Source organism: Idiomarina sp. PL1-037 (assembly GCF_034422975.1).
Lineage (GTDB): Bacteria > Pseudomonadota > Gammaproteobacteria > Enterobacterales > Alteromonadaceae > Idiomarina.
In genome coordinates this window covers 1,501,017-1,527,780 of record NZ_CP139873.1, presented here as the reverse complement: position 1 = coordinate 1,527,780, position 26,764 = coordinate 1,501,017, and the positions used below count along the sequence as shown (strand labels likewise).

General features: G+C 46.3%; 21 protein-coding genes. 12 read left to right on the top strand and 9 right to left on the bottom strand.

The window, feature by feature from the left end; genetic code table 11:
• Window positions 1–100: 100 nt before the first annotated feature.
• Window positions 101–1,585: a bifunctional 2-methylcitrate dehydratase/aconitate hydratase gene (locus U0358_RS07130; RefSeq protein ID WP_322405778.1), complete on the top strand. Its 1,485-nt coding sequence runs from the start codon at window positions 101–103 to the stop codon at window positions 1,583–1,585.
• 54 nt (window positions 1,586–1,639) lie between these two features.
• Here the strand turns inward: U0358_RS07130 and U0358_RS07125 are convergent, their stop codons facing one another.
• Genes U0358_RS07125 through sppA form a run of 3 tightly spaced genes read right to left on the bottom strand, consistent with a single transcriptional unit; the run spans window position 1,640 to window position 5,927 of the window.
• Window positions 1,640–2,983, bottom strand: coding sequence for a sodium-dependent transporter (locus U0358_RS07125; protein ID WP_322405777.1), 1,344 nt, complete (start codon window positions 2,981–2,983; stop codon window positions 1,640–1,642).
• Window positions 2,984–3,015: 32 nt separating this feature from the next.
• The gene (gene ansA, locus U0358_RS07120; protein ID WP_322405776.1) at window positions 3,016–4,029 is read right to left on the bottom strand and encodes an asparaginase; all 1,014 of its coding nucleotides are present in this window, start codon (window positions 4,027–4,029) and stop codon (window positions 3,016–3,018) included.
• A 38-nt stretch (window positions 4,030–4,067) separates the two neighbouring features.
• On the bottom strand, window positions 4,068–5,927 hold the full coding sequence (sppA, locus tag U0358_RS07115) for a signal peptide peptidase SppA (protein ID WP_322405775.1): 1,860 nt from the start codon (window positions 5,925–5,927) through the stop codon (window positions 4,068–4,070).
• A 109-nt stretch (window positions 5,928–6,036) separates the two neighbouring features.
• Between sppA and U0358_RS07110 the strand changes: the two genes are divergently transcribed.
• Entirely contained in the window at window positions 6,037–6,603 is a 567-nt protein-coding gene (locus U0358_RS07110) for a nitroreductase family protein (protein WP_322405774.1), read from the top strand.
• Here the strand turns inward: U0358_RS07110 and asnS are convergent.
• Window positions 6,600–8,000, bottom strand: coding sequence for an asparagine--tRNA ligase (gene asnS, locus U0358_RS07105; RefSeq protein WP_322405773.1), 1,401 nt, complete (start codon window positions 7,998–8,000; stop codon window positions 6,600–6,602). The genes U0358_RS07110 and asnS overlap by 4 nt on opposite strands.
• A gap of 107 nt (window positions 8,001–8,107) precedes the next feature.
• Between asnS and U0358_RS07100 the strand changes: the two genes are divergently transcribed.
• Entirely contained in the window at window positions 8,108–8,467 is a 360-nt protein-coding gene (locus U0358_RS07100) for a hypothetical protein (protein ID WP_322405772.1), read from the top strand.
• Here the strand turns inward: U0358_RS07100 and bioA are convergent.
• Window positions 8,464–9,759 carry an adenosylmethionine--8-amino-7-oxononanoate transaminase gene (gene bioA / locus U0358_RS07095; RefSeq protein ID WP_322405771.1) on the bottom strand — a complete coding sequence of 432 codons (1,296 nt, stop codon included), beginning with the start codon at window positions 9,757–9,759 and terminating at the stop codon, window positions 8,464–8,466. The two genes, U0358_RS07100 and bioA, sit on opposite strands and share 4 nt — an antisense overlap.
• Window positions 9,760–9,860: 101 nt before the next feature.
• Here bioA and bioB point away from each other — a divergent pair, with 101 nt between their 5' ends.
• From bioB to U0358_RS07060, 7 genes are all read left to right on the top strand, one after another.
• Window positions 9,861–10,898, top strand: a complete 1,038-nt coding sequence (gene bioB / locus U0358_RS07090) for a biotin synthase BioB (protein ID WP_317496961.1) — start codon at window positions 9,861–9,863, stop codon at window positions 10,896–10,898.
• Window positions 10,899–10,922: 24 nt separating this feature from the next.
• A complete protein-coding gene (locus tag U0358_RS07085; protein WP_322405770.1) occupies window positions 10,923–12,053 on the top strand; it encodes an aminotransferase class I/II-fold pyridoxal phosphate-dependent enzyme in 1,131 nt (376 codons plus the stop codon).
• Between the two features lie 10 nt (window positions 12,054–12,063).
• Entirely contained in the window at window positions 12,064–12,831 is a 768-nt protein-coding gene (locus tag U0358_RS07080; protein ID WP_322405769.1) for a methyltransferase domain-containing protein, read from the top strand.
• Window positions 12,832–12,849: 18 nt separating this feature from the next.
• A complete protein-coding gene (gene bioD, locus U0358_RS07075) occupies window positions 12,850–13,518 on the top strand; it encodes a dethiobiotin synthase (protein WP_317496958.1) in 669 nt (222 codons plus the stop codon).
• 63 nt (window positions 13,519–13,581) lie between these two features.
• A complete protein-coding gene (gene htpX, locus U0358_RS07070; RefSeq protein ID WP_253619945.1) occupies window positions 13,582–14,445 on the top strand; it encodes a protease HtpX in 864 nt (287 codons plus the stop codon).
• 72 nt (window positions 14,446–14,517) lie between these two features.
• A complete protein-coding gene (locus U0358_RS07065; RefSeq protein ID WP_322405768.1) occupies window positions 14,518–15,876 on the top strand; it encodes a class II 3-deoxy-7-phosphoheptulonate synthase in 1,359 nt (452 codons plus the stop codon).
• Between the two features lie 41 nt (window positions 15,877–15,917).
• Complete coding sequence (locus tag U0358_RS07060) at window positions 15,918–16,715, top strand: DUF1338 domain-containing protein (RefSeq protein ID WP_322405767.1); 798 nt, start codon at window positions 15,918–15,920, stop codon at window positions 16,713–16,715.
• A gap of 31 nt (window positions 16,716–16,746) precedes the next feature.
• On the opposite strand, the gene U0358_RS07055 is transcribed toward U0358_RS07060, so the two are convergent.
• Window positions 16,747–17,556: a posphoenolpyruvate synthetase regulatory kinase/phosphorylase PpsR gene (locus U0358_RS07055; protein WP_317496954.1), complete on the bottom strand. Its 810-nt coding sequence runs from the start codon at window positions 17,554–17,556 to the stop codon at window positions 16,747–16,749.
• Between the two features lie 107 nt (window positions 17,557–17,663).
• On the opposite strand from U0358_RS07055, the gene ppsA reads away from it, so the two are divergent.
• Window positions 17,664–20,030, top strand: coding sequence for a phosphoenolpyruvate synthase (ppsA, locus tag U0358_RS07050; RefSeq protein WP_322405766.1), 2,367 nt, complete (start codon window positions 17,664–17,666; stop codon window positions 20,028–20,030).
• Between the two features lie 2 nt (window positions 20,031–20,032).
• Entirely contained in the window at window positions 20,033–23,062 is a 3,030-nt protein-coding gene (locus U0358_RS07045; protein ID WP_322405765.1) for a D-2-hydroxyglutarate dehydrogenase YdiJ, read from the top strand.
• Window positions 23,063–23,076: 14 nt separating this feature from the next.
• Here U0358_RS07045 and U0358_RS07040 read toward each other — a convergent pair whose 3' ends face one another.
• The 3 genes from U0358_RS07040 to purB all read right to left on the bottom strand — a co-directional run bounded on the left by U0358_RS07040 (window position 23,077) and on the right by purB (window position 26,756).
• Window positions 23,077–24,114 carry a Glu/Leu/Phe/Val dehydrogenase dimerization domain-containing protein gene (locus U0358_RS07040; protein WP_322405764.1) on the bottom strand — a complete coding sequence of 346 codons (1,038 nt, stop codon included), beginning with the start codon at window positions 24,112–24,114 and terminating at the stop codon, window positions 23,077–23,079.
• A 132-nt stretch (window positions 24,115–24,246) separates the two neighbouring features.
• Entirely contained in the window at window positions 24,247–25,389 is a 1,143-nt protein-coding gene (locus U0358_RS07035) for a cupin domain-containing protein (RefSeq protein WP_317496950.1), read from the bottom strand.
• Complete coding sequence (gene purB, locus U0358_RS07030; RefSeq protein ID WP_322407467.1) at window positions 25,386–26,756, bottom strand: adenylosuccinate lyase; 1,371 nt, start codon at window positions 26,754–26,756, stop codon at window positions 25,386–25,388. The genes U0358_RS07035 and purB overlap by 4 nt, the downstream gene beginning before the upstream one ends.
• Window positions 26,757–26,764: the final 8 nt, after the last annotated feature.

The following is a 26,764-nucleotide window of genomic DNA, read 5'->3' as shown; positions in this document are numbered from 1 at the left end:
GCTTGTTAACAATTCATGGCGATCAAAATGGCACTTTTCAGGGTACATATAAACAAATGGATAGCCCGTTCTGATAATAAAATTAATTAAGGAGTCAGTGATGAGTACAACCGTTGAAAGTAATGAACGTCCCGACTACGACGAAGTCATTCAGACCATTGCAGACTACGTTATCGATTACAAAGTAGACAGTGAGGAAGCCTGGAATACCGCTCGGAACTGCTTGATGGATACCCTGGGGTGCGGTTTATTAGCACTGCGCTTCCCGGAGTGTAGTAAACATTTAGGTCCTCTGGTTGAAGGAACCACGGTTCCAAACGGCGCCCGCGTACCGGGAACTCAATTTCGCATGGATCCGGCCAAAGCAGCCTGGGATATAGGTTGTATTATTCGTTGGCTGGACTTTAATGATACCTGGCTGGCAGCAGAATGGGGTCACCCCTCCGATAATTTAGGCGGCATACTGGCAACCGCTGACTATATTTCGCAAAAACGAATATCAAAAGGCGAAAAGCCTTTAACCATGAAAACCGTTTTAGAAGCGATGATTAAAGCTCATGAAATTCAGGGGAATTTAGCTATAGAAAACAGTTTCAATCGCGTTGGTCTCGACCATGTTGTGTTGGTTAAAGTGGCCTCTACCGCCGTGGTTACCTGGTTAATGGGTGGTTCCAGAGAACAGATTATGGCTGCTGTCTCGCAAGCCTGGGTAGACGGTCAGTCGTTAAGAACTTATCGGCACGCACCTAATGCCGGCTCGCGTAAATCCTGGGCTGCCGGCGATGCCACTTCAAGAGCTGTACGTTTGGCCGATATAACGATGCGCGGTGAAATGGGTATTCCCGGAGCACTAACTGCTCCGCAGTGGGGCTTCTATGATGTACTGTTTAATAAAACCAATAAAGATCAGCAGTTGAAACCAAAAGAGGACTGGGAATTTAAGTTTCAGCGTGACTACGGCAATTACGTTATGGAAAACATTTTATTTAAATTGTCTTTCCCGGCTGAGTTTCATGCTCAGACTGCCTGTGAAGCTGCCGTGACATTGCACTCAGAAGTTAAAGGCAGAGTTGATGATATTGAAAAAGTTGAAATAACGACTCATGAGTCAGCTATTCGAATCATTTCAAAACACGGGAAGTTGGCTAATCCAGCAGACAGAGACCATTGTTTGCAATACATGACTGCCGTGCCTTTAATTTTTGGTGAGCTAACGGCGGATCATTACGAAAATGGCTTTCACGAAAATAACCCGGTTATTGATACCATACGTGAAAAAATGGAAGTGGTTGAAAACAAGCAATATAGCCAGGATTATCATGACCCGCAGAAGCGTTCTATAGCCAATGCTTTACAGGTGTTTTTCAAAGATGGAACTCATACTGAAAAAGTTGAGGTGGAATATCCGATAGGCCACAGAAGACGCCGGGAAGAGGGCTTTCCTGTGCTTGAAAGCAAGTTTAAAGCGAATTTAGCGACTCGTTTTCCTGAGCCCCGGGTTAAATCTATTTTTGAGCAATGCCGTCAGCAGCAGTCTTTTGAAAATATCGCGGTTAACGAGTTTATGGACATGTTTGTTATCTAATGTATTTATAGAAAAAAGGCTCTTCAATAAGTTGAAGAGCCTTTCCAGCGGTTATTAACCACGCCAGATAACCAGCAGAATCAGTATCGGGCAAATGAACTTTACGTACCACGGCCATATCTTCCAGAACAAGCTTTTATCAATGTCTGGTGAGCCTTGCTTTAACGCTTTTAATAAATGATTCTGGCGTAATACCCAGGTCAGCATAATGCCGAACACCAGTGCCATTATTGGTTGCATATAAACGGTGCTAAACGTAATAACAGCACCGAACAGTAATTCAAAGTTATAAATAATAATCGTGGAAATGGCAGTAACCACAAGTGCAATTATCCATACACCGCTGCTACGGTCACAGTTCGCTTCCTCTCTAAGCGCATTGACAGGTGCTTCCAGCATAGAAATGGATGAGGTAATCGCGGCAATAACCATTAACAGAAAAAAACCAAAAGACATAAATAGTCCAGCGTAACCCAATGCATCAAACATCGCAGGTAGAACAGTAAAAACTAAAGTATCCGCCGAGAGCAGGGTGCCATCGTCAGCATAAATGGTAACGCCATTAGATTGCGCTACAAACATAGCAGGTAAGATAAGCAGGCCAGCTAAAAACGCAACGCTGGTATCAATGCCGGCTACCCAGGCTGCTGTTTTTGGTATGTTCTCGGAGTTTGAAAGGTAGGCACCGTAAGTCATCATCACGCAAACACCGAGCGATAAAGAGAAAAACGCCTGCCCCATGGCGCGAATAATTAGGTTCGGATCGGTAATGGTTGAGAAGTCCGGAACCAGATACATTTTCAGGCCCTGTATCGCACCGTCCTGCGTCAAAATGTAAGCGGACATGCCAATCAACAATATAAATAATATAGGCATTAACCGCCTGGACCAGCGTTCTATGCCGTTGTTTACACCTGAACGTACAACGTAAACCGTTAGCAGCATAAAAAATATCATGGTGGTTATATTTCGTGAAACTGAAAATTCAGTAAACCATAAGGCGGTTTCAGGTTGACCTATTACAACCATCAGTGGCGCCAGCATATAGGAAACTAGCCAGCCCGATACGATAGCGTAGAAACTCAGTATTAAGCTTAAGACAATAAGGCCAGTGACGCCCGCGATAGCACCTGAGCCTCTTAAAAAAGGCTTACCGGATAAGTTACGTAATGCTTCTATTGGGTTCTGGCGTCGTATGCGGCCAATGGTTATTTCGGCTACCAGCATGGGATATGCCAGTAAAACAATCATGATCAGATAGACCAATAGAAAAGCACCGCCACCATTACTGGCGGCCTGAGTAGGGAAGCCCCAAATATTGCCAACGCCAACCGCTGAACCAGCGGCAGCTAATATAAACCCTAATCGCGTTGCGAACGCAGGTGATGAATTTGCCATAATTGTTCTTATTATTTTTAAGCTTCGTCAAATTATGGCGAAGTTAATTCGCCACGTAAATTCTTCTGTAACAATTTCTGCATTTTACTCGGGCTTAAATCTTGTGACAGCAGATAATGCAACTTAGTCAATGCTGCCTCAATGGTCATATCAGCTCCAGATACGATACCGATTTCAGCCAGAGCATTACCTGTCGCATAGCCGTCCATATTGACCCGACCACGAAAGCATTGAGTACAGTTAAGAATCGTGATGCCCTGGTTAATGCCCTCTTTAAGGCTAGTCAGCAGGGCCTCGTCCTGTGGCGCATTACCAACACCGTAACTTTGTAAAATCATGGCTTTTACGGGCTGTTGTAGCTGGTTTTTTACAATGTCAGCGGATATTCCCGGATAAAGCATGACCACACCGATTGGCTGAGGGGTCATTTCAATGACTTTTAACGATTGGCTTGAGGGTTCCGACAGTTCTCCTGCGTTTAATTGAATCTGGATCCCTGCTTCAAGTAGTGATGGGTAGTTCGGAGAGGCAAAAGCCTTAAATCCGTTGGCGTCCGCTTTGGTCGAGCGGTTCCCACGGTAAAGCGTATTGTTAAAGAACAAGCCAACTTCGGGTATGGGATAATTGGCTGCCACATAAAGCGAATTGAGCAGGTTGGTCTGGCCATCCGAGCGCAGGGCGGCTAGCGGTATTTGTGAACCGGTTACAATAACGGGTTTGCTCAGATTTTGTAGCATAAAGGACAGAGCGGACGCCGTATAAGCCATGGTGTCGGTGCCGTGCAAAATAACGAAACCATCATAATCGTCGTAGTTTTGTTCTATATCACGAGCAATGATCACCCAGTCAGACGGCGTCATATTGGATGAGTCCATTAATGGTGAATATTCATTAATGGTGAATTCCGGCATCTCATCGCGGAAGAATTCGGGCATGTTTTCAACGCACCGGCTCAGGTGTCCCGCAACCGGAACATAACCCTGAGCTGATTTTTTCATACCTATAGTGCCGCCAGTGTAAGCGACATAAATCTTTTTACGAGGCAAAGTTCACTCCTGTGCTCTGCGAAATAACCGCGATAATTCTATCGCGGTTGAAGGCAGAGTGCACAGTAAGAGTAAACATTTTTAGGGTCATTAAAGTTTTGTAAAACCGCAGTTTCAGATTTCACTTTGTTAAGTGTACCCACTAACCAGTGTTGAGCCTCACTACCAACAGCTGGAACGGGGAGGTACTCTGAAGAGCTGTTGAACATGTTGGCCAAAAACTGCTCTTTCGGTGACAGTTCTTGCTGAATAACTCTTACATCGTACTCATCAATGGCAGCCAACTTTGCGGCCGCTGCTACTGAGTCGTCAAAATCACCCAACTGGTCAACTAATCCACGCTCCATTGCCTGTTTCCCAGTCCAGATACGGCCCTGAGCAACTTCGTGTACGTCGTCGCGGGACATGTTGCGAGCCTTACTGACAATAGTTAAAAAGTCTTCGTAGGTGGTTTCAACCGAGCTTTGGACCAGATTCTTTTGGTACTCAGTCATTTCTTCCAGTGGGTTTAAACTTTTTATCTCAGTAGTACTGACAGTATCGCTATGAACGCCAATAGCCGCCAAACTATCTTCCAGAGTCATTAACAGACCGAAAACACCGATAGAGCCGGTAATAGTGGTTGGGGCGGCCACAATTTTATCGGCATCTGCTGCAATCCAGTAACCACCAGACGCTGCAACTGTGCTCATTGATGCAACAACTGGAATACCGTCTTCTTTTGCCTGGAGAATTTCCTGTCGGATAATTTCAGACGCAAAGGCACTACCGCCGGGGCTGTCTATGCGCAGCACAATTGCTTTCGTCTGCTTATTATTGCGTGCATCACGAATCAGTTTTGCGGTGCTGTCACCACCAATCATACCGGCTTTTTGCGAACCATTAACGATTTGCCCGCGGGCAACAACTACTGCTATCTGGCTACGGTCTGTCGGTTGCAGACTTTCTGGAACTTCCATCTCAGTCGCCAGATAGTTGTTGTAGGTGATATGACGGAAGGTATCTTCTTCTTTATCGTATCCGGCTAAATTGATGAGCTCGTTTCTCACTTCGGTGCGAGTGCGTAAAGCATCAACCATATTTGTTTCTAGCGCCATTTTGGCCATGTCGCCATTGGCACTGTTAAAGGCCGACATGTAATCATCAATTTTACCGCTGGTAACTAACGGATTAATGTTACGAGCTGCTGTCACGTCGGTACGGAAACTATCCCACAAGGCTGAATAAAGAAACTCATTGGCTTCTCGTGCTTCGTCAGACATGTCGTTACGAATGAAAGGTTCAACTGCCGCTTTAAATTTACCAACTTTAAAGACTTGAGGCTGAACCTTAAGCTTGTCGAGTAAATCTTTAAAGTAAAGCTGAGTGTAATCCAGCCCTTCAAATACAACTCCACCCATTGGGTTTAGGTACAACTGATCGGCGTGTGCTGCAAGGTAATACTGGTGTTGTTCATAGTAATCAGCATTACTGATAATGGGTTTACCAGAGGTACGGAAATCGTCAAGAGCCTCGGCAACTGCCTGTAACTTATTGAGTCCGCTTGGGTACAAGTTTTGTAAGTTTAAATACAGTGCGCCTATACGCTCGTCTGTTTTGGCTTTCTCAATTGAGTCGACCACATCAGATAGCAGAACTTCGGGGATATCATCACTGCTTCCCATAGCTTCATTCAGGAATTGACTAAAAGGATCAACCCAGGTCTTCTCTTCAACCAGCATGCCATTAGGGTTAAGAACCAGAATGCCATTTTCCGGCACTTCGATAGGATCTTCTCCGCTAAATAAACTAACGAGAAAAACCGCGAGGATTAAAAAGAATACAAGGTTCAAAATGACCTTGCGCGTACCGTTGATTATTTTCCACAAATAACTGAAGATTGACCCGACTGAACGCATAGTTAAATTCTCATTTGCTAATTAAAACAGGCCTTAGCATATCGAATGTCTGAGTGACAGACCAGCCAGAGAATGTAACTAACCGTTACACATTGAATAAGGTTGAAGTATGAATGCCAAAGAATTATTAACCCGCCGTTCCTCCATGCCGCGTTTGAGTGAACCTGGCCCTACTGTAGAGCAATTGGAATTAATAAAAGCTTCAGCTGTTCGCGCGCCCGATCATATGGGACTAACGCCATATCAGTTTATTCAATTTCAGGGAAAAGAGAGGCAAATTCTGGCGGATATCTACCAGCAGGCTGCCCGCCTTAATGACTTTTCGGAAACGGTCATAGAGCAGGCTGGGCAGCTGCCTTTTCGGGCACCAATGATAATTGTTTCTTGTCTGCGTTTTCAGGAACACCCGAAAGTCCCTCGTGATGAGCAGCTGTGTACGGTTGCCTGTGCAACTCACGGCATGCAGCAAGCGGCTTTTGCACAAGATATTGGTGCTATCTGGCGTACCGGATGGATGGCCGAGGACGATTTTATCAAAGAGCAGATGGGGTTATCTGTAGACGATGCCATTGTCGGCTTTCTGTACGTAGGGACACCTGCAGTCCCTACGCCAATAAAGCCTCAAAAAGATTCATCACCGTTTTTTATGAACGGCAATGATTTAGTGCTGGATTAAAATTCAGCACTTTTCGGAGCCCGGGGGAACGGTATAACGTCACGAATATTCTGTACGCCGGTGACATAAGCCACTAAGCGCTCAAAACCCAAGCCAAAACCGGCGTGAGGAACAGTACCGTAACGACGCAAATCGCGGTAGAAGCCGTACTCTTCTTTTGGCAGGTTCATTTCTTCAATGCGCTGGTCAAGAATGTCTAAACGTTCTTCACGGGCGGAACCACCAATAATCTCACCAATACCTGGCGCTAAAACGTCCATAGCGGCAACGGTTTTGCCGTCTTCGTTCTGACGCATGTAAAACGCTTTGATATCGCGCGGGTAGTTTTTCAGAATAATCGGCGCACCCACATGCTCTTCAGCTAGATAACGCTCGTGCTCTGATTGTAAATCCACACCCCATTCAACCGAGTACTCAAACTTTTTATCACAGTTTTTCAGTATTTCGATGGCGTCGGTGTAATCCATATGCACAAAGTCGTTATTAACAATGGCTTCTAAACGGCTGATAGCGTCAGAGTTAATGCGCTCGGCAAAGAAAGCCATGTCGTCCGGGCGCTCTTCAAGTACGGCTTTAAACACGTACTTGAGCATGGCTTCGGCTAAGCCGGCAACATCATCTAACGTGGCGAATGCCAGCTCGGGTTCTACCATCCAGAATTCAGACAAGTGACGGCTGGTGTTTGAGTTTTCAGCGCGGAATGTCGGCCCAAAGGTGTAAACTTTAGACAGCGAGCTGGCGTAAGACTCAACGTTTAGCTGCCCGGAAACGGTTAAAAAGGCTTCTTTGCCGAAAAAATCTTCAGAGTAGTCGACTTCGCCTTTATCTGTTTTCGGGATATTCAGCATGTCCAGTGTTGAAACACGGAACATTTCACCGGCACCTTCACAATCAGACGTTGTAATGATTGGTGTGCTCACCCACAAATAACCTTCCTCATGGAAGAAGCGATGAATAGCCTGAGATAATGCATTACGAACACGCATGACTGCACCGGTAATGTTGGTGCGCGGACGCAAATGTGCGTATTCACGTAAATATTCCATGCTGTGACGCTTGGGCGCCATAGGGTAGGTGTCTGGATCTTCTACCCAACCGTATACATGAACTTTAGTTGCCTGCAGTTCAAATGACTGACCTTTGCCCTGAGAAGGAACGACAACACCGGTAATAGCTACAGAGCAACCGGTCGTCAGTTTCTGAACTTCATTACTGTAATTGGGAAGTTCTGCCGGAACCACGGCCTGAATGGCATCAAAGCATGAGCCATCGTGCAAGTTAATAAATGAAATACCGGCTTTAGAGTCACGGCGGGTACGGACCCAGCCCCGGACCGTGACGGTCTCATCGACAGCGACTTTTCCCGTCAGAACATCCACTACAGAAGCATACGACATGAGTTGGTTTTCTCCGAAATTTACACTATTTTGCTATAGAAAGGTTGCTATGTTACCGCGCTTTGGCGCAGACTCAAGTATAACCCCTGAGAACAGAGAGAAAAATTATGAAAAGGGGATCCTTAGCGGATTTAAAGCAGGTACCATTTTGGTCACGTGTTCTGGGATGGTTGTCTATTTTTGGCTGGCTTATTTTTGTTATTGCCGCCGTTGTCTTTAATTACGCAAAACCCGAGCGTAACACCATTTTAACTGAAATTTTCGGGGTATCTGTCCGTGACTACTGGCACATTACGTTAGGTGACTTATTTGTCATCCTTTTGGTTATTGGGCTATGCGTGAGTCTGCTGAGCTTTATTCTCAATTATGTTCTTTTTCGTCAGGACAAGCAGCACCTTTGGCTGAATATCCTGATACTGATCATGAGCTGTTTAGGTGGACTATCAATTTATTTCTTTGGTTATTAAGCCTTAGTAGAACTTTGATTTTCAGCATAGTCTTGCATGGCACTGGTTAAAGAGCTGAGTTCGTTCTTAGAAATAACATAAGGCGGCATAATATAAAGTAAGCGTCCGAACGGGCGTATCCAAACCCCTAATTCAATAAAACGTTTTTGTGCAACGGCGACATCAATTGGGTGGTGCATTTCTAATACGCCAATAGCCCCAAAGACTCGCGCGTCTTTTACCGCATTATATTCAACCAGGGGAAGAAGTTGCTGCTTTAACTGGGTTTCTATTTCAGCAACCTGTTGCTGCCACTTACCCTCAGCAACAATCGCCAGCGACTCAGCCGCAACAGAACACGCTAAAGGGTTGCCCATAAAGGTGGGGCCGTGCATTAATGCTCCGCCTCCGGGGCCGTGACCAATGGTTTCTGCTACCTTTTTTGTGGTTAGCGTGGCCGCCAACGTCATGTAACCACCGGTCAGTGCTTTACCAACGCAGAGAATGTCAGGTGTAATTCCTGCGTGTTCGCAGGCAAAAAGCTTGCCGGTACGACCAAAGCCTGTCGCAATTTCATCCGCTATCAGTAATACCTCAAAATCGTCGCAAAGCTGGCGTATAAGCCTTAAGTATTCAGGGTGATAAAAACGCATACCACCGGCTCCCTGAACAATAGGTTCAAGAATAACGGCTGCCATCTGACCTTGATGTTGCTCAAACCAGTGTATGAGCTCGTCACCTGCGGTCGCGGTCCAGTCATCGTCCGGGGTTAGCGATGGAGCATCGGCAAAGAGCTGAGAGTTAATAGCCTTATTAAAGAGATGGTGCATACCGTTGACCGGGTCGCAAACTGACATCGCTTTAAAGGTGTCGCCGTGGTAGCCGCCCTTGATGGTTAACAACCGGTGTTTCTCCGGACGTTCCTGCGCCAACCAGTATTGCAAGGCCATTTTTATGGCAACTTCAACGCTGACAGAGCCTGAATCGGCAATAAATACCCGCTGAAGAGACTCGGGAGTTAGTTCAATAAGACGTCGCGCAAGATCAATAGCGGGTTGATGCGTGATACCGCCAAACATAACGTGGCTCATTTTATCTATCTGACTGTGAGCAACGGCATCTAAGCGTGGGTTGCGATACCCATGAATAACAGCCCACCAGGAAGACATGCCATCAATCACCTCCTGACCGTTATCCAGAGTGAGCCTGCACCCTTTTGCAGACTCAACTTTATAAGCAGGTAAGGGATTCAGCATAGAGGTGTATGGGTGCCAAATGTGCTGTCGGTCAAACTCAATATCACTTTTGCTCATAAAGTAAACTATTGTAAAGTATTAAACTGAAAGTATATTGACAGTGTATCGAGCTGGATTATTCTAGTCGACCATAATTTGCCAAGCACACGAGATTTACCATGCCACAAATTCGTAATAACTGGACCATTGAAGAAGTTCAGAATCTTTTGCAGATGCCGTTGAATGATTTAGTTTTTGAAGCGCAAACCGTGCATCGTCAACATTTTAACCCGAACGAAGTTCAGGTCAGCACTTTGTTGTCGATTAAAACCGGCGCCTGTCCTGAAGACTGCAAGTATTGTCCACAAAGTGCGCATTACCACACCGGCCTGGATCGCGAACGTCTGATGGCTGTAGAAAGTGTTCTGGCTGAAGCGCAGGCAGCGAAAGAGAAGGGCGCGAGCCGTTTTTGTATGGGCGCCGCCTGGCGTAATCCAAAAGACCGCGATATGCCTTACGTCATTGAAATGATTAAAGGCGTGAAAGCATTGGGCTTGGAAAGTTGTATGACACTTGGCATGTTAAGTAATGAACAGGCGAAAATGCTGCAGCAGGCCGGTCTCGATTATTACAACCACAACCTTGATACCTCACCGGAGTTTTACGGTGACATCATTACCACCCGAACCTATCAGGATCGATTGAATACGCTAAATAATGTGCGAGATGCCGGCATGAAAGTCTGTGCCGGAGGCATTGTCGGTATGGGCGAGAGCGTCACCGACCGTGCCTCTTTATTAGTGCAGTTGGCGAACTTGCCTAAGCACCCGGAAAGTGTCCCCATTAATATGCTGGTTAAAGTAGAAGGCACGCCTTTTGCCAAGCTGGAAGACCTGGATAACTTTGAATTTGTGCGAACGGTTGCCGTAGCTCGTATCTTAATGCCGGCTTCGCACGTACGCTTGTCCGCCGGTCGTGAGGATATGAGCGATGAAATGCAGGCGTTGTGCTTTCTCGCCGGTGCCAACTCAATCTTCTATGGTGAAAAACTGCTGACCACAGCAAATCCTGAAGCGGATGCCGATTTACGTTTATTCGAGCGTCTGGGAATAAAGCCTGAACAGCGCGATGGTTATGATGATGAAGTTCATACCGCGGTTATTGAAGATGCGATAAAAGAACAGCAAAACCCTGTTCGATACTACGATGCGTCTTAGTAGAGAATAGGCAAAGAATAGAGAATGGAAAAAATCGTGTCGGGGTATCAACAGCGGCTTAATCAGCGTAAAGGCTCGTCGCTGTTTCGCTCGCGAAAGGTACGTAGCGCCAACGCTCATTGGCAATTGGATTTCAGTACCAATGACTATCTCGGCCTAAGTCAGCATCCGGATATAAAGCGTGCGTTTAAGCAAGCTATTGATACCTGGGGTGTTGGCAGTACAGGCTCACCTTTGCTCAGCGGTTACAGTGCGGTTCATCAGGAACTGGAAGAATTGCTGGCCGAGTGGCTGGGTAAACCGAGAGCTTTGCTGTTTAATTCAGGTTTCGCGGCAAACCATGGTGTGTTGACAACTCTGGTCGATAAGCAACAAAAGCTGTTCGCCGACAAATTAGTTCATGCCTCAATTATTGACGGTATGCAGCACGGCGAGGGGCGTTTTAAGCGGTATCCGCATGACCAACCAGAACCTTTGGTTGCTAAAGCGTCGCCCGGCGACTGGTTAGTGACTGAAGGTGTTTTTAGCATGGACGGAGACGCCTGTGATTTAAACCAGCTGGCGTCTTTAAAGCACAAGTATGGCCTCAAAATTATGCTTGATGATGCGCATGGAATAGCCGCGTATGGCGCTAAGGGGCGAGGGTCATTAGCTGCGGACTTCGATGTTGCAGATGTCATAACCGGCACTTTTGGGAAAGCAATAGGTGTCGGCGGCGCATTTGTTTGTGGTGGGGGGGATGAAATTGAAAGTCTGATCCAATTTTGTCGTGATTACATTTATTCTACAGCCATGCCGCCGGCTCAGGCTGCTGCAATAAAAGCCTCAGTAAAAATTGTACGCAGCGCAGAAGGCGATGACCGTCGCGCAAGACTCGCTGAGCGCATTCAGTATTTTCGGGAACAACTAAAGCAACGCGGTTTAAAAACGGTAGAATCCGATTCTGCCATACAAACCTGGTTGTTTAACTCCGATGAGGACGCGCTACACATGGCGACAGAACTACAGGCTCAGGGGTATTTATGCAGCGTTATTCGTCCGCCAACGGTTCCTGTCGGAAGCTCTCGTATTCGTTTTAGCTTAACGTCAGAAATGTCGACCCCAGAGCTTACTCAATTCTGGGATCGGGTCGATAGGATTATTCGCCAGTTATGAAGTCCCCATTATGAAACCATTGAATTTCCAACAGGCTGTTGCGCGGCAGTTCAATAGAGCGGCAAAGGACTATCACCAGCACGCGAGTATTCAGCGGTTAACAGCGAACCGGCTATTAAGTCTGGGGCCCGCCGATGTCAATCAAGTGCTTGACGTTGGCTGTGGACCTGCATCAACGACAGCAGAGCTCTTACCCCGTGCGAATCATTATCTTGGTGTTGATATTGCTCCGGCTATGTTGTCTAAAGCGGCTGCGGATTATCCTGAACTTAGCTGGGTTAATGGTGAATGGGAAGCTCTGCCTGTAGCAGACAATTCAGTCGACTGGCTTTTCGCTAATTTGTCTATGCAGTGGGTCGATAATTTGCAAAAAGCGATGAGCGAAGCTTATCGCCTTTTAAAGCCGGGTGGTGTTGTAACCGTTAATACCGTTGTCGAGGGTACTTTCAATTCTTTCATAAAAAGCTGGAATGCCGTGGACGATTTGCAACATACGCACCGCTTTAAAAGCGCAGAAAGTGTGCAGAACGAAGTCGACTCAATTAACTGGCGTCGTTCAGAATTCGTGTTAGAAGAACACACTCAATACTTTGGCAATGTCCGTGAACTTATAGGCAGTATTAAAGGGGTTGGAGCCAATTATGTGAGACGAACTGATAACGCCGGGCTGATGACGCGCAACCGCCTGCAGCAGCTGGAAAATGCCTTCGAAAATCATCGGACTTTGCAGGGATTGCCACTTGAATGGTCAATTCTTAATATTAAATTAGTTAAGTAGCATTGAGTTTAAGTTGATATGAGCACTTATTTTATTACCGGAACAGACACCGATTCAGGAAAAACCGTTGCAGCATGTGCTTTTGTTCAGTATTTAGTAAAGCAGTCGCAACACGTTGCGGTAATGAAGCCCGTTGCATCCGGTTGTCACTGGCAAAATGGACAGTTGGTGAATGAAGATGCACTGAGTTTAATGCGTCAATCGAATACTTCTTTTGATTACGAAAGGGTCAATCCTTATACCTTTGAAGCAGCAATAGCCCCTCATATTGCGGCAGCAGACAATGACGTGATCATAGACAAACAGCGCTTGTTGAAAGCGGTAGATTGGTTTCGTGATCAGTCAATAGACAGTTTGGTGATTGAAGGAGCGGGTGGCTGGCAGTTACCTCTGGCTCCCGGGCTACGTATGCCGCAGGTGGTAAAAGACATTAATGCGAAAGTTGTGCTGGTGGTCGGGTTAAAACTAGGCTGCCTGAACCATGCGTTGCTCAGCTTACAATCAATAAAGCAGGAAAGTTGCGAGGTTGCAGGCTGGATAGCCGTGCAAACCGGAGCCGAGCCTATGCCGCGACAGGCCGAGAACCTGGAGTCGTTACGTGAGTTGCTGGGCGAAAAAGAGCTCGCTACTATTCCTTATTTGCCTGAGTGGGAAGAAAAAGATTTGAGCATTTATTTCCATAAATAAGATTGAAATACGACTAAATAGCCCCACATAACTTAGCAGATTAAGTTCCCCGGAGTACGAGCAATGAAGAGAATTTTGCTGTTTTTAGCGACTAACATGGCCATTTTGCTGGTTGTTAGCGTGGTCTTTAATATTGTGATGGCGGTAACCGGCATTGATGCACAAGGGTCGGTGGGCTTACTGGTGTTCTGTGCGCTGTTTGGTTTTGGTGGTGCCTTTGTATCGCTCTGGATATCACGCTGGATGGCAATTCGGTCAACCGGCGCCAGAGTTATAGAAAAACCGCAGAACCAATCTGAAGAATGGTTGTTACGCACCGTTCAGCAACAGGCGCAAAAAGCAGGCTTGCCTATGCCTCAGGTTGCGGTTTATCAGTCCCCGGAGCCTAATGCCTTTGCTACCGGGCGCAGTAAAAATGCTTCATTGGTTGCAGTCAGTACCGGGCTACTGCAAAGCATGAATGCTGACGAAGTTGAGGCGGTTCTTGCACATGAAATTAGTCACATTGCTAATGGCGATATGGTGACACTGACCCTGATCCAGGGTGTGATAAATACGTTTGTGATGTTTTTCGCACGAATCATTGCCAGCGCAATAATGCGCGGTGGTGATAACCAGCGGGGCGGCGGGTTCGCTTATTATGGTGTCGTAATGTTGCTGGAAATCGTATTTGGCGTGTTAGCCAGTACCATTGTTATGTGGTTCTCTCGCCAGCGTGAATTCAGAGCGGATGCCGGATCCGCAGATTTAGTCGGCAAACAAAAAATGATTGCTGCTTTACGCCGCTTACAGCAGGGCAAAGAGTCCGAACTTGATGGCACTATGCTGGCGTTTGGCATAAAAGGAAAGCGCTCAACTATGTCTAAGTTGTTTATGAGTCACCCGCCTTTAGATGAACGAATTCATGCTCTTGAGCAACGGCGTTAGTCGTTGCTTTTCAAGGGATACAGAGGTACATTCTTAACTCTTACTTACCGATAAAGCGGATAATTTTTTGTTATGGCCCAATGGAGTGCGCGCAGTTGGCGCGATAAGCCAATAGAACAACAACCTAAGTATTCAGATCCGTCACAGTTGCAAGCTGTAGAACAGCAACTGAGTCAGTTCCCGCCTCTGGTGTTCGCAGAAGAGATACGAGCGTTAAGAAATCAGTTAAAAAATGTCTGTGTAGGAGAAGGGTTCCTGCTGCAAGGCGGTGATTGCGCTGAATCTTTTAGTGACTTTAATGCACCAAAAATTCGTGACACTTTTAAGGTTATCCTGCAAATGGCCATTGTCATGACGTTTGCAGGCTCATGTCCGGTAACAAAAGTTGCACGCATGGCTGGTCAATATGCGAAGCCGCGCTCCAGTGACTTTGAAACCATTGGCGACCTCAGTTTGCCCAGTTACCGTGGTGACATCATTAATGGTTCAGAATTTGACACAGTAGCTCGTCAGCCAGACCCTGAGCGCATGCTTAAAGCTTATCATCACTCTGCTGCGACCATGAATTTGTTGCGTGCGTTCGCGCAGGGCGGTCTGGCAAACTTACACAAAGTGCATAAGTGGAACTTAAGCTTTATAGCTTCAAATCCGTTAAAAGAGCGTTACCAGAAAATAGCCGAAGAAATTCAGTCAGCGCTGCGCTTTATGGAAGTATTGGGAATTAATTCAGAAAATAACGCGGCCATTCACGAGACTTCGCTATTCACCTCGCATGAGGCGTTGTTGTTGCCTTATGAACAGGCATTGACCCGCACCGACACATTAACGGGTTTACCGTACGACTGCTCAGCGCATATGGTCTGGATTGGTGAACGTACTCGTAAACTGGATCAGGCTCATGTTGAATTTATGCGTGGCATTCATAACCCGGTTGGGGTAAAGGTGGGCCCAACCATGCAAGGGGATGAGCTCATTGAGTTAATTGACGCATTGAACCCTGACAACGAACCAGGACGTTTAACATTAATTACCCGTATGGGCGCCGATAACCTTGCGAATAAATTGCCCGAATTGGTGCGTCGTGTAAAACAGGAAGGCCGTAATGTCGTCTGGTCAAGCGACCCGATGCATGGCAATACGATTAAAGCCGATAATGGCTTGAAAACCCGGAATTTTGACGCCATACATAAAGAATTAAGACATTTCTTTGCGATTCATCAAGCTGAAGGTACTTATCCGGGCGGCATCCATCTGGAAATGACCGGTGAAGATGTTACAGAATGTACTGGTGGTGCCTACCGCATAAGTGAGGCAGATTTATCCAGTCGTTACCGCACTCAGTGCGATCCACGACTGAATGCTGATCAAGTGCTGGAATTAGCGTTTTTAGTCGCAGAATCATTGAAAGCAGCCCGCAACGGCGCGGGCTGATAGACTCCTTATAATCGGATATTTAAGAGGTATATTTTTATATGTCGCAACAGGTAGAAGTGTTATTTGAAAACTTGTGGCAAGATTATTTATCGCGCACACCTTCAGCAAAAAAGGTGCATCAAATTTTAGGAGAAGGGCATCCGATCGTTAACGATCACGTTGCTTTTCGTACCTTTGATATCAGTCCGGTTGGTCTGGAAGTACTGGCACAGCATTTTCTGGACTTAGGTTACAAAGAGGGTGGTGACTATCACTTTGAAGCGAAAAAACTGCGCGCAAAACATTTTGAGCACGAAGACCCTGAATTACCAAAAGTATTTATCAGCGAATTAATGACAGCTGAATTTTCTGATGAGTTGCAAAGCAAAGTTAAAGATATGGTGGCTCAGGTTTCGGCTGAAGACACCAAAAAGTCGGACTTTCTTTATTCAGGTACGCACTGGAAAGTCAGTTATGCCGATTACCAGTCATTGCTTGAAGAAAGTGAGTACGCTGCGTGGATGGCTGCATTTGGCTATTGCGCAAACCACTTTACGGTAAGCGTTAATCAGTTACCAGGCTATAAAACGCTTGAGCAGGTCAACCAGAAGTTGAAAGACAATGGTTTCAAACTGAATACGTCTGGCGGCGAAATAAAAGGGTCTCCAGAAGTTTATCTGGAACAATCATCAACTATGGCTGACCGCCATCCAGTTGAGTTTTCTGATAAGACTGTCGAGATCCCCAGTTGCTTCTATGAATTTGCTAAGCGCTACGAAATTGAAGAAGGCAAACTGTATACCGGCTTTGTTGCAGCGTCGGCGGACAAAATATTTGAAAGCACCAACGCTAAATAAAGTGTTCAATTTTAAGAACGTTAGAGCGGCATTAATAACGATGCCGCTCTAAGTTCGTTTTAGCCAGAATTTTTGCGGCTATTTCTTCTACTGAATAATGAGTTGAGTTGATAAAAGGTACGGCCTCGCGGCTATAGAGCCTTTCAACTTCAGCGAGTTCAAACCGACATTGCGCCATAGAGGCGTACTGACTGCCTTCCCGTCTTTGACTCCTAATTTCATGTAAACGCTGGGACGACAAGGTCAATCCAAATAGTTTATGGCGATGCAGTTTTAATTCTTTAGGTAACTGTAATCGTTCGAAGTCGTCATCGTCGGTTAAAGGATAGTTGGCAACTTTAATTCCGTATTGCATTGCCAGATATAAGCTGGTCGGGGTCTTTCCTGTACGCGATACGCCAATCAAAATCAGGTCAGCTTTATCGAGTTGGTTTAAGCGTTTTCCATCATCATTATCCAGCGCGTAATTAATAGCGTCTATTCGGAAATTATAATTTTTATGCACACCATGAGTACGGTGGGTTTTGGGTTCAGCTTTAACGTCTAACTCTTTTGCGACAGGAGCCACAAAGTGATCTAAAAAGTCGTAGCAGATGCCCCCGCAGTTGGTAATTTTTGCTTTTAGCTTCTCGTTAACGAAAGTATGAAAGATTAAAGGCGGCTCACCACTGTCGGAAACGGCTTTTTTTATTGTTTTACACACCTCATTTGCTTTTTCCTGACTATCGATAAAAGGCAATGTTTTGTGTTCAAAATTAACCGGAAACATCGACAAAAGCGCGTGGCCAAAGGCTTCGGCGGTTAATGCTGTACCGTCTGAAATGTAAAATGCGTAGCGCACTGGTGAATCTCTTTTTAAGCGATTGTAGGTTCGATATTAACTTGTTGGGCCACAGCGTGTAAAATAGATGTCACTTCCATGCCGAAAAATCAATTAAGGATTGTGACGTGCAAGAATACGTAGTTTGGTACCAACATCTGGGAATGCAGGACGTAAACCGAGTTGGAGGCAAAAATGCCTCGCTGGGTGAGATGATCAGTAACTTAGCCGGAGCAGGAGTTGAAGTGCCCGGTGGTTTTGCAACAACGGCTGATGCCTATAACCAGTTTCTGGAGCAAAGTGGCTTAAACGATCGTATTCACGATTTGCTCGACACGCTTGATGTTGATGATGTTCAGGCATTAGCACAGGCTGGGAAGAAAATTCGTCAGTGGATTATTGATACACCGTTCCAGCCGGAATTTGAAACGGCCATTAAAGACGCTTTTGCTGAGTTAAGTGAAAACAATGACGAATTCAGCTTTGCGGTACGTAGTTCTGCCACGGCAGAAGATATGCCGGATGCTTCATTTGCCGGGCAGCAGGAAACTTTCCTGAACGTACGTGGCCTGGGTAGCGTTATGGAAGCCATTAAACATGTGTTTGCTTCGTTGTTTAACGACCGCGCTATTTCCTATCGTGTTCACCAGGGCTACGACCACCGCGGTGTTGCGTTGTCGGCTGGTATACAACGTATGGTTCGTAGTGATATCGCGTCTTCCGGGGTTATGTTCAGCATTGATACAGAATCGGGCTTTGATGACGTGGTTTTCATTACTTCATCATACGGTCTCGGTGAGATGGTCGTGCAGGGTGCAGTTAACCCTGATGAATTCTACGTACATAAGCCAACGTTAAACGCAGGGCGTCCTTCAGTGCTGCGCAGAACCTTGGGTAGTAAGAGAATCCAGATGATTTTTTCTGACGACAGAGAACATGGAAAGCAGACATTAATTGAAGACATCGATTCAGCTAAAAGTCAGACATTCTCGGTAACCGACGAAGAAGTCGAGATACTGGCTAAACAAGCTCTAATCATTGAAGACCATTATGGTCGTCCAATGGACATTGAATGGGCAAAAGATGGCGTCGACGGAAAGCTTTACATTGTTCAGGCACGTCCGGAAACCGTTCAGTCGAACCAAAAAGGGCAAGCCATTGAACGTTTTGCGTTAAAAGCAAAAAGTGACGTCGTCTGCACAGGGCGTGCTATTGGCCAACGTATTGGTCGTGGTGTTGCTCGTGTTTTGAACGACATTAGCGAAATGGACAAAGTGCAGCCGGGCGACGTATTAGTGACCGATATGACCGACCCCGACTGGGAACCAATTATGAAACGCGCGGCCGCCATTGTTACTAACCGCGGTGGTCGTACTTGCCATGCAGCAATTATTGCACGCGAACTGGGCATTCCAGCGGTAGTTGGTTGCGGTGATGCAACTGACCATATCAGTAATGGTCAGGCCGTTACAGTTTCTTGTGCTGAGGGAGACACCGGTTATATCTACCAGGGTGAACTGGACTTTGATATTACCGAGTCACAGATAGACGCTATGCCGGATCTACCACTGAAAATTATGATGAACGTGGGTAATCCGGACAGAGCCTTCGATTTTGCCGGCCTGCCGCATGCGGGTATTGGCCTTGCTCGTCTCGAGTTCATTATTAACCGCATGATAGGCGTTCACCCTAAAGCCTTACTTAATTATGAACAGCAAAGTGACGAACTGAAACAGACGATTGATAGCATGATGGCCGGTTACAGCAGCCCTCGGGAATACTACGTAGCGCGTTTAGCCGAAGGTATTTCTACTTTAGGTGCTGCATTTTCGCCAGAACGCGTTATTGTGCGTATGTCTGACTTTAAGTCGAACGAGTACGCCAATCTTATTGGCGGAAAGCAGTATGAGCCTGGCGAAGAAAACCCAATGCTGGGCTTCCGTGGTGCGTCTCGTTATATCTCTGAAGAGTTCCGTGACTGCTTTGCATTAGAGTGTGAAGCAATTAAACGCGTTCGTAACGATATGGGTCTGACCAATATCGAAATCATGATCCCGTTCGTAAGAACCCTTGAAGAAGGTCGCAAGGTTATCGAACTTTTGGCCGAGCAGGGGCTGGTTCAGGGCGAAAATGGTTTACGCGTTATTATGATGTGCGAGCTGCCCTCTAACGCTTTGCTGGCTGACGAATTTCTCGACATCTTCGACGGTTTTTCGATTGGTTCTAATGATTTAACCCAGTTAACTTTAGGCTTGGATCGTGATTCTGGTGTTATCGCGCACTTATTTGATGAGCGTAACGAAGCTGTGAAGAAACTGCTGGCAATGGCCATTCAAACGGCGAAAAAACGCGGTAAGTACGTTGGTATTTGTGGTCAGGGACCGTCGGATCATCCTGATTTTGCAGCCTGGTTAGTTGATCAGGGCATTGATTCGGTCTCGCTGAACCCAGACACCGTTATTGAAACCTGGATGTACCTAGCGGAAAACTTATAAGTATGACTGTATTACCTGAGATTGCTGCTGAGAATGCGTTACCAAATGACTACCGGCACTTTATTGAGCAGGTAAGAAGCTCAGAGTTTGCAGGTGAAATTGACGTGAGTTATTCGGGCCGTTTAATCGCGGCCACGGATAACAGCGTTTATCAAAACCTGCCTCAGGCCGTTTTGTATCCTCTTAATCAAACTGATCTTGTCTTGCTGATGAAGCTTGCAGGTCAGGAAAACAATAGCAGTGTGCAGTTCTCTCCCCGTGGAGGTGGCACCGGCACCAATGGTCAGTCTTTAACTTCCGGTATTGTGGTGGACTTAAGTCGCCACATGAATAAAGTGTTGGAAGTTAATTCAAAAGAGGGCTGGGTGCGAGTACAGGCTGGTGTCGTAAAAGATCAGCTCAACGACATTTTGCGCCCACACGGCTATTTCTTTTCACCTGACTTATCGACCAGTAATCGTGCCACGCTTGGTGGAATGATCAATACTGACGCATCTGGTCAGGGCTCTTTGGTTTATGGGAAAACCAGCGACCACATTCTTGGTCTGAAAACCGTGTTGCTGGACGGCTCTGTGCTGGATAGCGGCCCGGTCTCGCTTGAACAGGCGGAAACTATTGCGCGGCAGGATAATCGTATAGCCCGAGTTTACAAGCAGGTTATTGGTACCTGTGTGGGCGAAGCTGAGAATATTCGTGATAAATTTCCGCCGCTGAATCGGTTTTTAACCGGTTATGACTTGAAACATTCCTATAATGCCGAGCAGCAGAAAATAGATGTTTCGCGAATCATTGCGGGCTCAGAGGGAACATTGGGCTTTGTCAGCGAAGCTCGTCTGAATATTACTCCTATTCCCAAACATCGGGTGTTGGTGAACGTAAAGTACTCAAATTTCCAGGCGGCTTTAGAAAATTCACCTTTTTTAGTTGATGCCAAAGCAACCTCAGTAGAGACAGTTGACAGTACCGTACTGAACCTTGCCCGTCAGGATATAATTTGGAAGTCGGTTGAGCCGCTGTTGTCTGATGTCGAAGGTCAGCGCATGGATGGCATCAACATGGTTGAGTTCACCGGGTTAAATCAGGAAGAAATAGACAGTAAAGTGAGCTCTTTAACTCAACGTCTGGATAAGCTGATTAAAAGCAAAGACAGCAAAGGGGTTATTGGTTATCAAGTCTGTGATGACTTGCCCAGCATCCAGCTTATTTATGCGATGCGGAAAAAATCGGTGGGCTTGCTGGGCGCAACTAAAGGACGCCGCAAGCCCGTCGCTTTTGCAGAAGACACCGCTGTACCGCCGGAAAAACTGGCTGATTTTATTAACGAGTTCCGTGCTCTTTTAGACGCTAACGGCCTGCATTATGGCATGTTTGGCCATGCAGATGCCGGAGTTTTGCATGTGCGCCCGGCGCTTGACCTGTGTGAGCCAGAAGATGAAGTTATGCTCAGGCAGATCAGTGATAAAGTTGCCGAACTGACACAAAAGTACGGTGGACTCATGTGGGGCGAACACGGTAAAGGGTATCGCTCGGAGTACGTACCGGCATTTTTTGGCGAGCATCTCTATACCGAATTGCAAAAAATTAAGGCGAGCTTTGACCCCTTTAACCAGCTAAACCCGGGGAAAATTTGTACACCGCTTAACACTGATGCCGAGCTTATCTCTGTCGATGCCGTTAAGCGCGGATTCTTTGATCGCCAAATACCGATAGCTACACGCGACAGCTATAAAAACGCGATGGATTGTAACGGTAATGGCTTGTGCTTTAATTACGATCCTAAGTCTGCTATGTGCCCCTCTTATAAAGTAACGAGGGATCGTCGTTATTCACCCAAAGGGCGGGCAGGGCTTTTACGTGAATGGTTACGACTTACGCACAACGCCGGCTATAACGCGGCTGAAAAGCCGGAGTCAGTAGGCTTTGCGAAACGTCAACTAAACCGCTTTACGACAAAAAATGATTTTAGCCACGAAGTGAAAGAGTCCATGGACAAATGTCTGGCTTGCAAGGCATGTACTAACCAGTGCCCGGTCAGTGTCGACGTCCCGACGTTCCGCGCTCGTTTTTATGATCATTACTACAGTAAATACGCTCGTCCGTTAAAAGACTATCTGGTCAAGGGTATTGAAAAGACTGCTCCTGTAGCGAGTAAGTTTCCCAGGCTGAGTAATTTACTGATTAATAATCCGTTAAGCCGGTTTGTACTCAAATATGGTATTGGCTACGTCGATACGCCGTTGTTCTCAACGCCCAACTTAAGATCGGCCTGGCGCCAAAACGGGCTTATAGAGTTAACGACAGAGCAGGTAATGAGCCTGACTGAGGAAGAGAAGTCAAAGGCGGTGGTTATTGCGCAGGACCCTTTCACAACATTCTACGAAGCTGATCTTGTCGTAAAACTGGGGCTGCTTATTAGCAAGTTAGGTTACACGCCAGTTTTAATGCCGTTTATAGGTCATGGTAAAGCTCAGCACGTAAAAGGCTTCATCAGTGACTTTGAGAAAACAGCCGATAAAGTGACTAAACAGTTAAAACCAGTTTCTGATGCTGGTATTTCTTTAATTGGGCCCGACAGCTCTACGGCATTGATATTCCGGGACGAGTATCGCAAGGCGCGGGATGGGCAATTGCCCGAAGTTAACGTAATGACGGTTGTAGAATGGCTTAATACTTTAAATTTTGATGATATGAGTTCATTTAGTACCAGTCGTTACGGCCTGCTATTGCACTGCACCGAGCAGAGCTTCGTACCTGAGTCCGCCAAACAATGGCAGGCCTTATTCCAAAACCTGGGGCTAAAACTGGATATTGTTAATGTGGGCTGTTGCGGTATGGCCGGTACATTCGGTCATGAGAAACAGAACCAGGAAGACAGCCGGGGACTTTATCAGATGGGCTGGCAACAAGCGGTTCAGGAGTACGGGAGCAGCGGAGTACTGGTTACTGGATTTTCGTGTCGCTCACAAATAAAGCGTTTAGAAGAAAAGCGGGTGAGACACCCGCTTGAGATAATATTACAAAGCCTGAGTTAATTCAGGCTTTTATTTTACTGTTTACCTTTGGCGATGATTTCTCGAGCCATTTGGTCTGCAACAGCTCCCGTAGGACGGTCTTCGTCGTTTGCGCGAGCAAAAAGCTGATCTAAGGTTTCGTAGATACCACGAACACGTTTATCGGTTTCTTCCAGGCTCATATTAGCGGCTTCAGAGCACACATGAATAACACCACCGGCATTAATTACATAATCAGGTGCGTAAAGGATGCCCATGTCTTTTACTGCTTGATCATGTTTAGGGTTGGCTAACTGGTTATTCGCGCTTCCTGCAATAACTTTAACTTTCAGCTGCTTTAACGTTTCGTCATTGATAGTAGCACCTAAAGCACATGGCGCGTATACGTCAGCTTCTACGTCGTAGATTTCATCAAGACCAACAGCTTTTGCTCCCAGTTCTTTAACGGCGCGCTCGATGGCTTCTTCGTTTATATCGGTAACAATTAGTTCAGCGCCTTCTTCTGCACAATGCTTAGCGAAATCGTAGCCAACAGCTCCCAGGCCCTGAACGGCGATTTTAACGCCTTTAAGATCTTCGTTACCTAATTTGTGTTTTGCTGCCGCTTTTAGACCAAGGTAAGTACCCAATGCTGTGTGCGGTGAAGGGTCGCCAGCTTTTTCTGCTGTACCGGCAACGTGGCTGGTCTCTTTTGCGACCATACCGATGTCTTCAGTGCGAATATTGACGTCTTCAGCGGTAATGTAACGACCGCCTAAAGATTCGATAAAGCGGCCATAAGCACGGAAGAGTTCTTCGCTTTTGATTTTCTTGGCATCACCGATAATAACCGCTTTACCACCACCTAACGGCAGCCCGGCCATTGCGCTTTTATAAGTCATACCACGAGACAATCTCAGTACGTCTGTTAGCGCTTCTGCTGAAGAAGCATAATTCCATAAACGAGTACCGCCAAGGCTCGGGCCTAGAGTTGTATCGTGGATGGCAATAATGGCTTTTAAGCCTGATTCCTGATCATGACAAAACACCACTTGCTCATGGTGATCAAATTCGGGATGCTCGTATAAAGACATGAAATTCAATTCCTTATTGCTTCAAAAATTGCGCGAACATTACCATTTAGAAAAGGTCCGCGCTACTTTGTTGAGTGAATAAATTTAGGTATTTAAACAGGCGTTTATCAACTCTTGTTTACACAGAATCACTTAAGATTCGTCAATGTATAAGTAGATGATTCCCTGATTAATGGCTTCGGCAATGAGCTCATACTCGGCTGATGATTTCGCCAGCTTAGCTAGTTCTTCAAGAGTTTCAGAGCCTTGCAATTGCGCCAGCCATTCCGCTGTAGTTAAAGCTTCTTGTGAAACGTGAAAAGCTTCACCATTGCCGTAAAACTGCGTATCGCTAAGTTTTAAGAAACGGGCACCCGAAGCTTTTTCAATAAACGCATTTTGTTGCGCGAGCAGAGTCGGAATTTGCTCAGCGGTGGTCGGCAACTCTGGTTCGGGAAGAGGGCGTTTAGACTGGGAAATGATTTTTGCTAGTAATGCATCAGTGCCTTCGCTTGCCAAAGCATCTTTTAGAAACTGCTTTAATGCACTTAGCTGTTTTTCCTCAATAATCCATGAAACGTCTTTGCTGCTAAGAGTTGGGTCCTGATAACGCTCCTGCATTAACTCCTGTTGCATCGCAATATCACCTAACTGCAACAGTAGCTCGGCTTTCGATGGAGCACGAAAGCCAACAGAGTAGTTTAAAGATGGCTCCAGCGAAACTCCGTCATGAGGACACCCAGCAGGAATATATAAAACGTCGCCGGCAGTCAGATGCTCATCGATAACCGCTTCGAATTCACCTTTTATCTGACAGAGATCTTCCGCAGGCTGATGTTCCTGCATTGCTTGTCGGTCGCCAACCCGCCAATGCCGGGAGCCTGCGCCCTGAACAATAAAAACATCGTACTGATCCAGATGAGGGCCAACACCGCCGTTTTCACAGGAAAAACTGACCATAACGTCATCAATGCGCCAGTCGGGCAGAAAGCGGAAAGGTGTTATCAATTCACCTACGTCCGGTAGCCACTCGTTTACTGACTGCACCAATAAAGTCCAGTCGGTTTCTCCGAACTTTTCGTAGTCCTCAAATGGACCGTGAGTCACTAACCAACCCGACTCAGTGTCCGCCCGAGATTCAATAACCCGCGAGTCAGCGCCTTCTTCCATCGCTAGTCCAGCCAGAATTTCAGGGCTGACAGGGTCGGTAAAATCAGCAAAGCCCTGTCGGATAAGACAAGGCTTTTTCTGCCAGTAATTTGCTAAGAAGTCGTCTTTATCAAAAGCTAATTTCATACAAGATCATCAACAAATTGAGTAGCACGGCCAATATAATTAGCCGGAGTCAGTGCTTTCATTTCGTCTTTAGCCGCGTTAGGTACGTCTAAAGAGTCAATAAATTTCGCCAGATCATCGCTGGTAATACGCTTACCGCGAGTTAAGGTCTTTAGCTTCTCGTATGGTTTTTCAACACCGTAGCGACGCATAACAGTTTGTACCGGCTCCGCCATTAATTCCCAATTTTCATCCAGCTCAGCCGCTAAACGGGCTTCGTTAACTTCCAGTTTACTTAAACCTTTTAAGGTTGCCTGGAATGCGATAACAGTATGGGCAACACCCACGCCTAAATTACGCAAAACGGTTGAGTCAGTCAGGTCGCGCTGCCAGCGTGAAATAGGCAGTTTCTGAGCTAAATGCTGCATAACAGCGTTTGCAATACCCAGGTTACCTTCGGAGTTTTCAAAGTCGATAGGGTTTACTTTATGAGGCATGGTTGATGAGCCAACTTCGCCTTCAACAGTACGCTGTTTAAAGTGGTTCAATGCTATATAGCCCCATACGTCACGATCAAAATCAATGAGTACAGTATTAAAACGAGCTAATGCATCAAAGTATTCGGCAATGTAGTCATGCGGTTCAATTTGCGTTGTGTAAGCGTTCCAGCTCAAGCCTAATGAAGTAACAAATTGCTCTGAAATATGGTGCCAGTCAACGTTAGGGTAGGCTGCCAGGTGCGCGTTGTAGTTACCGACGGCACCATTTATTTTGCCCATAACATCCACAGCTTTAAGCTGTGCCAGCTGACGCTGTAAACGCACGGCAACGTTTGCAAACTCTTTGCCCATTGTGGTTGGTGTTGCTGGTTGCCCATGTGTACGGGCCATCATAGGAACGGCTTTGTGTTCTTTCGCCAGTTCTTTAACCCGGTCAACCAGCTCCTGCATCATAGGCAGTAATACTTCATCACGAGCCGTGTTCAGCATTAAGCCATGAGAAAGGTTATTAATGTCTTCGGACGTACAGGCAAAGTGGATGAACTCGGACACTTTATTCAGCTCTTCGTTATCTGCCACTTTCTCTTTCAGAAAGTACTCGACCGCTTTCACGTCGTGGTTGGTGGTACTCTCGATAGCTTTTATGCGTTCAGCGTCGTCGACCGAGAAATTCTCAACAATGGAGTTCAGTATCTGTGTTGCTTCTTTACTCAGCGCAGGTACTTCTTTAATACCGTCAACGTCTGCTAATAATTGTAACCAACGAACCTCAACAGTCACTCGAAATTTAATCAATCCGTACTCACTGAAAATAGGGCGTAGCATTTCTGCTTTTGAGGCGTATCGTCCATCAACAGGTGACACCGCCGTCAAGGAGGAAAAGGGCAACATAAACT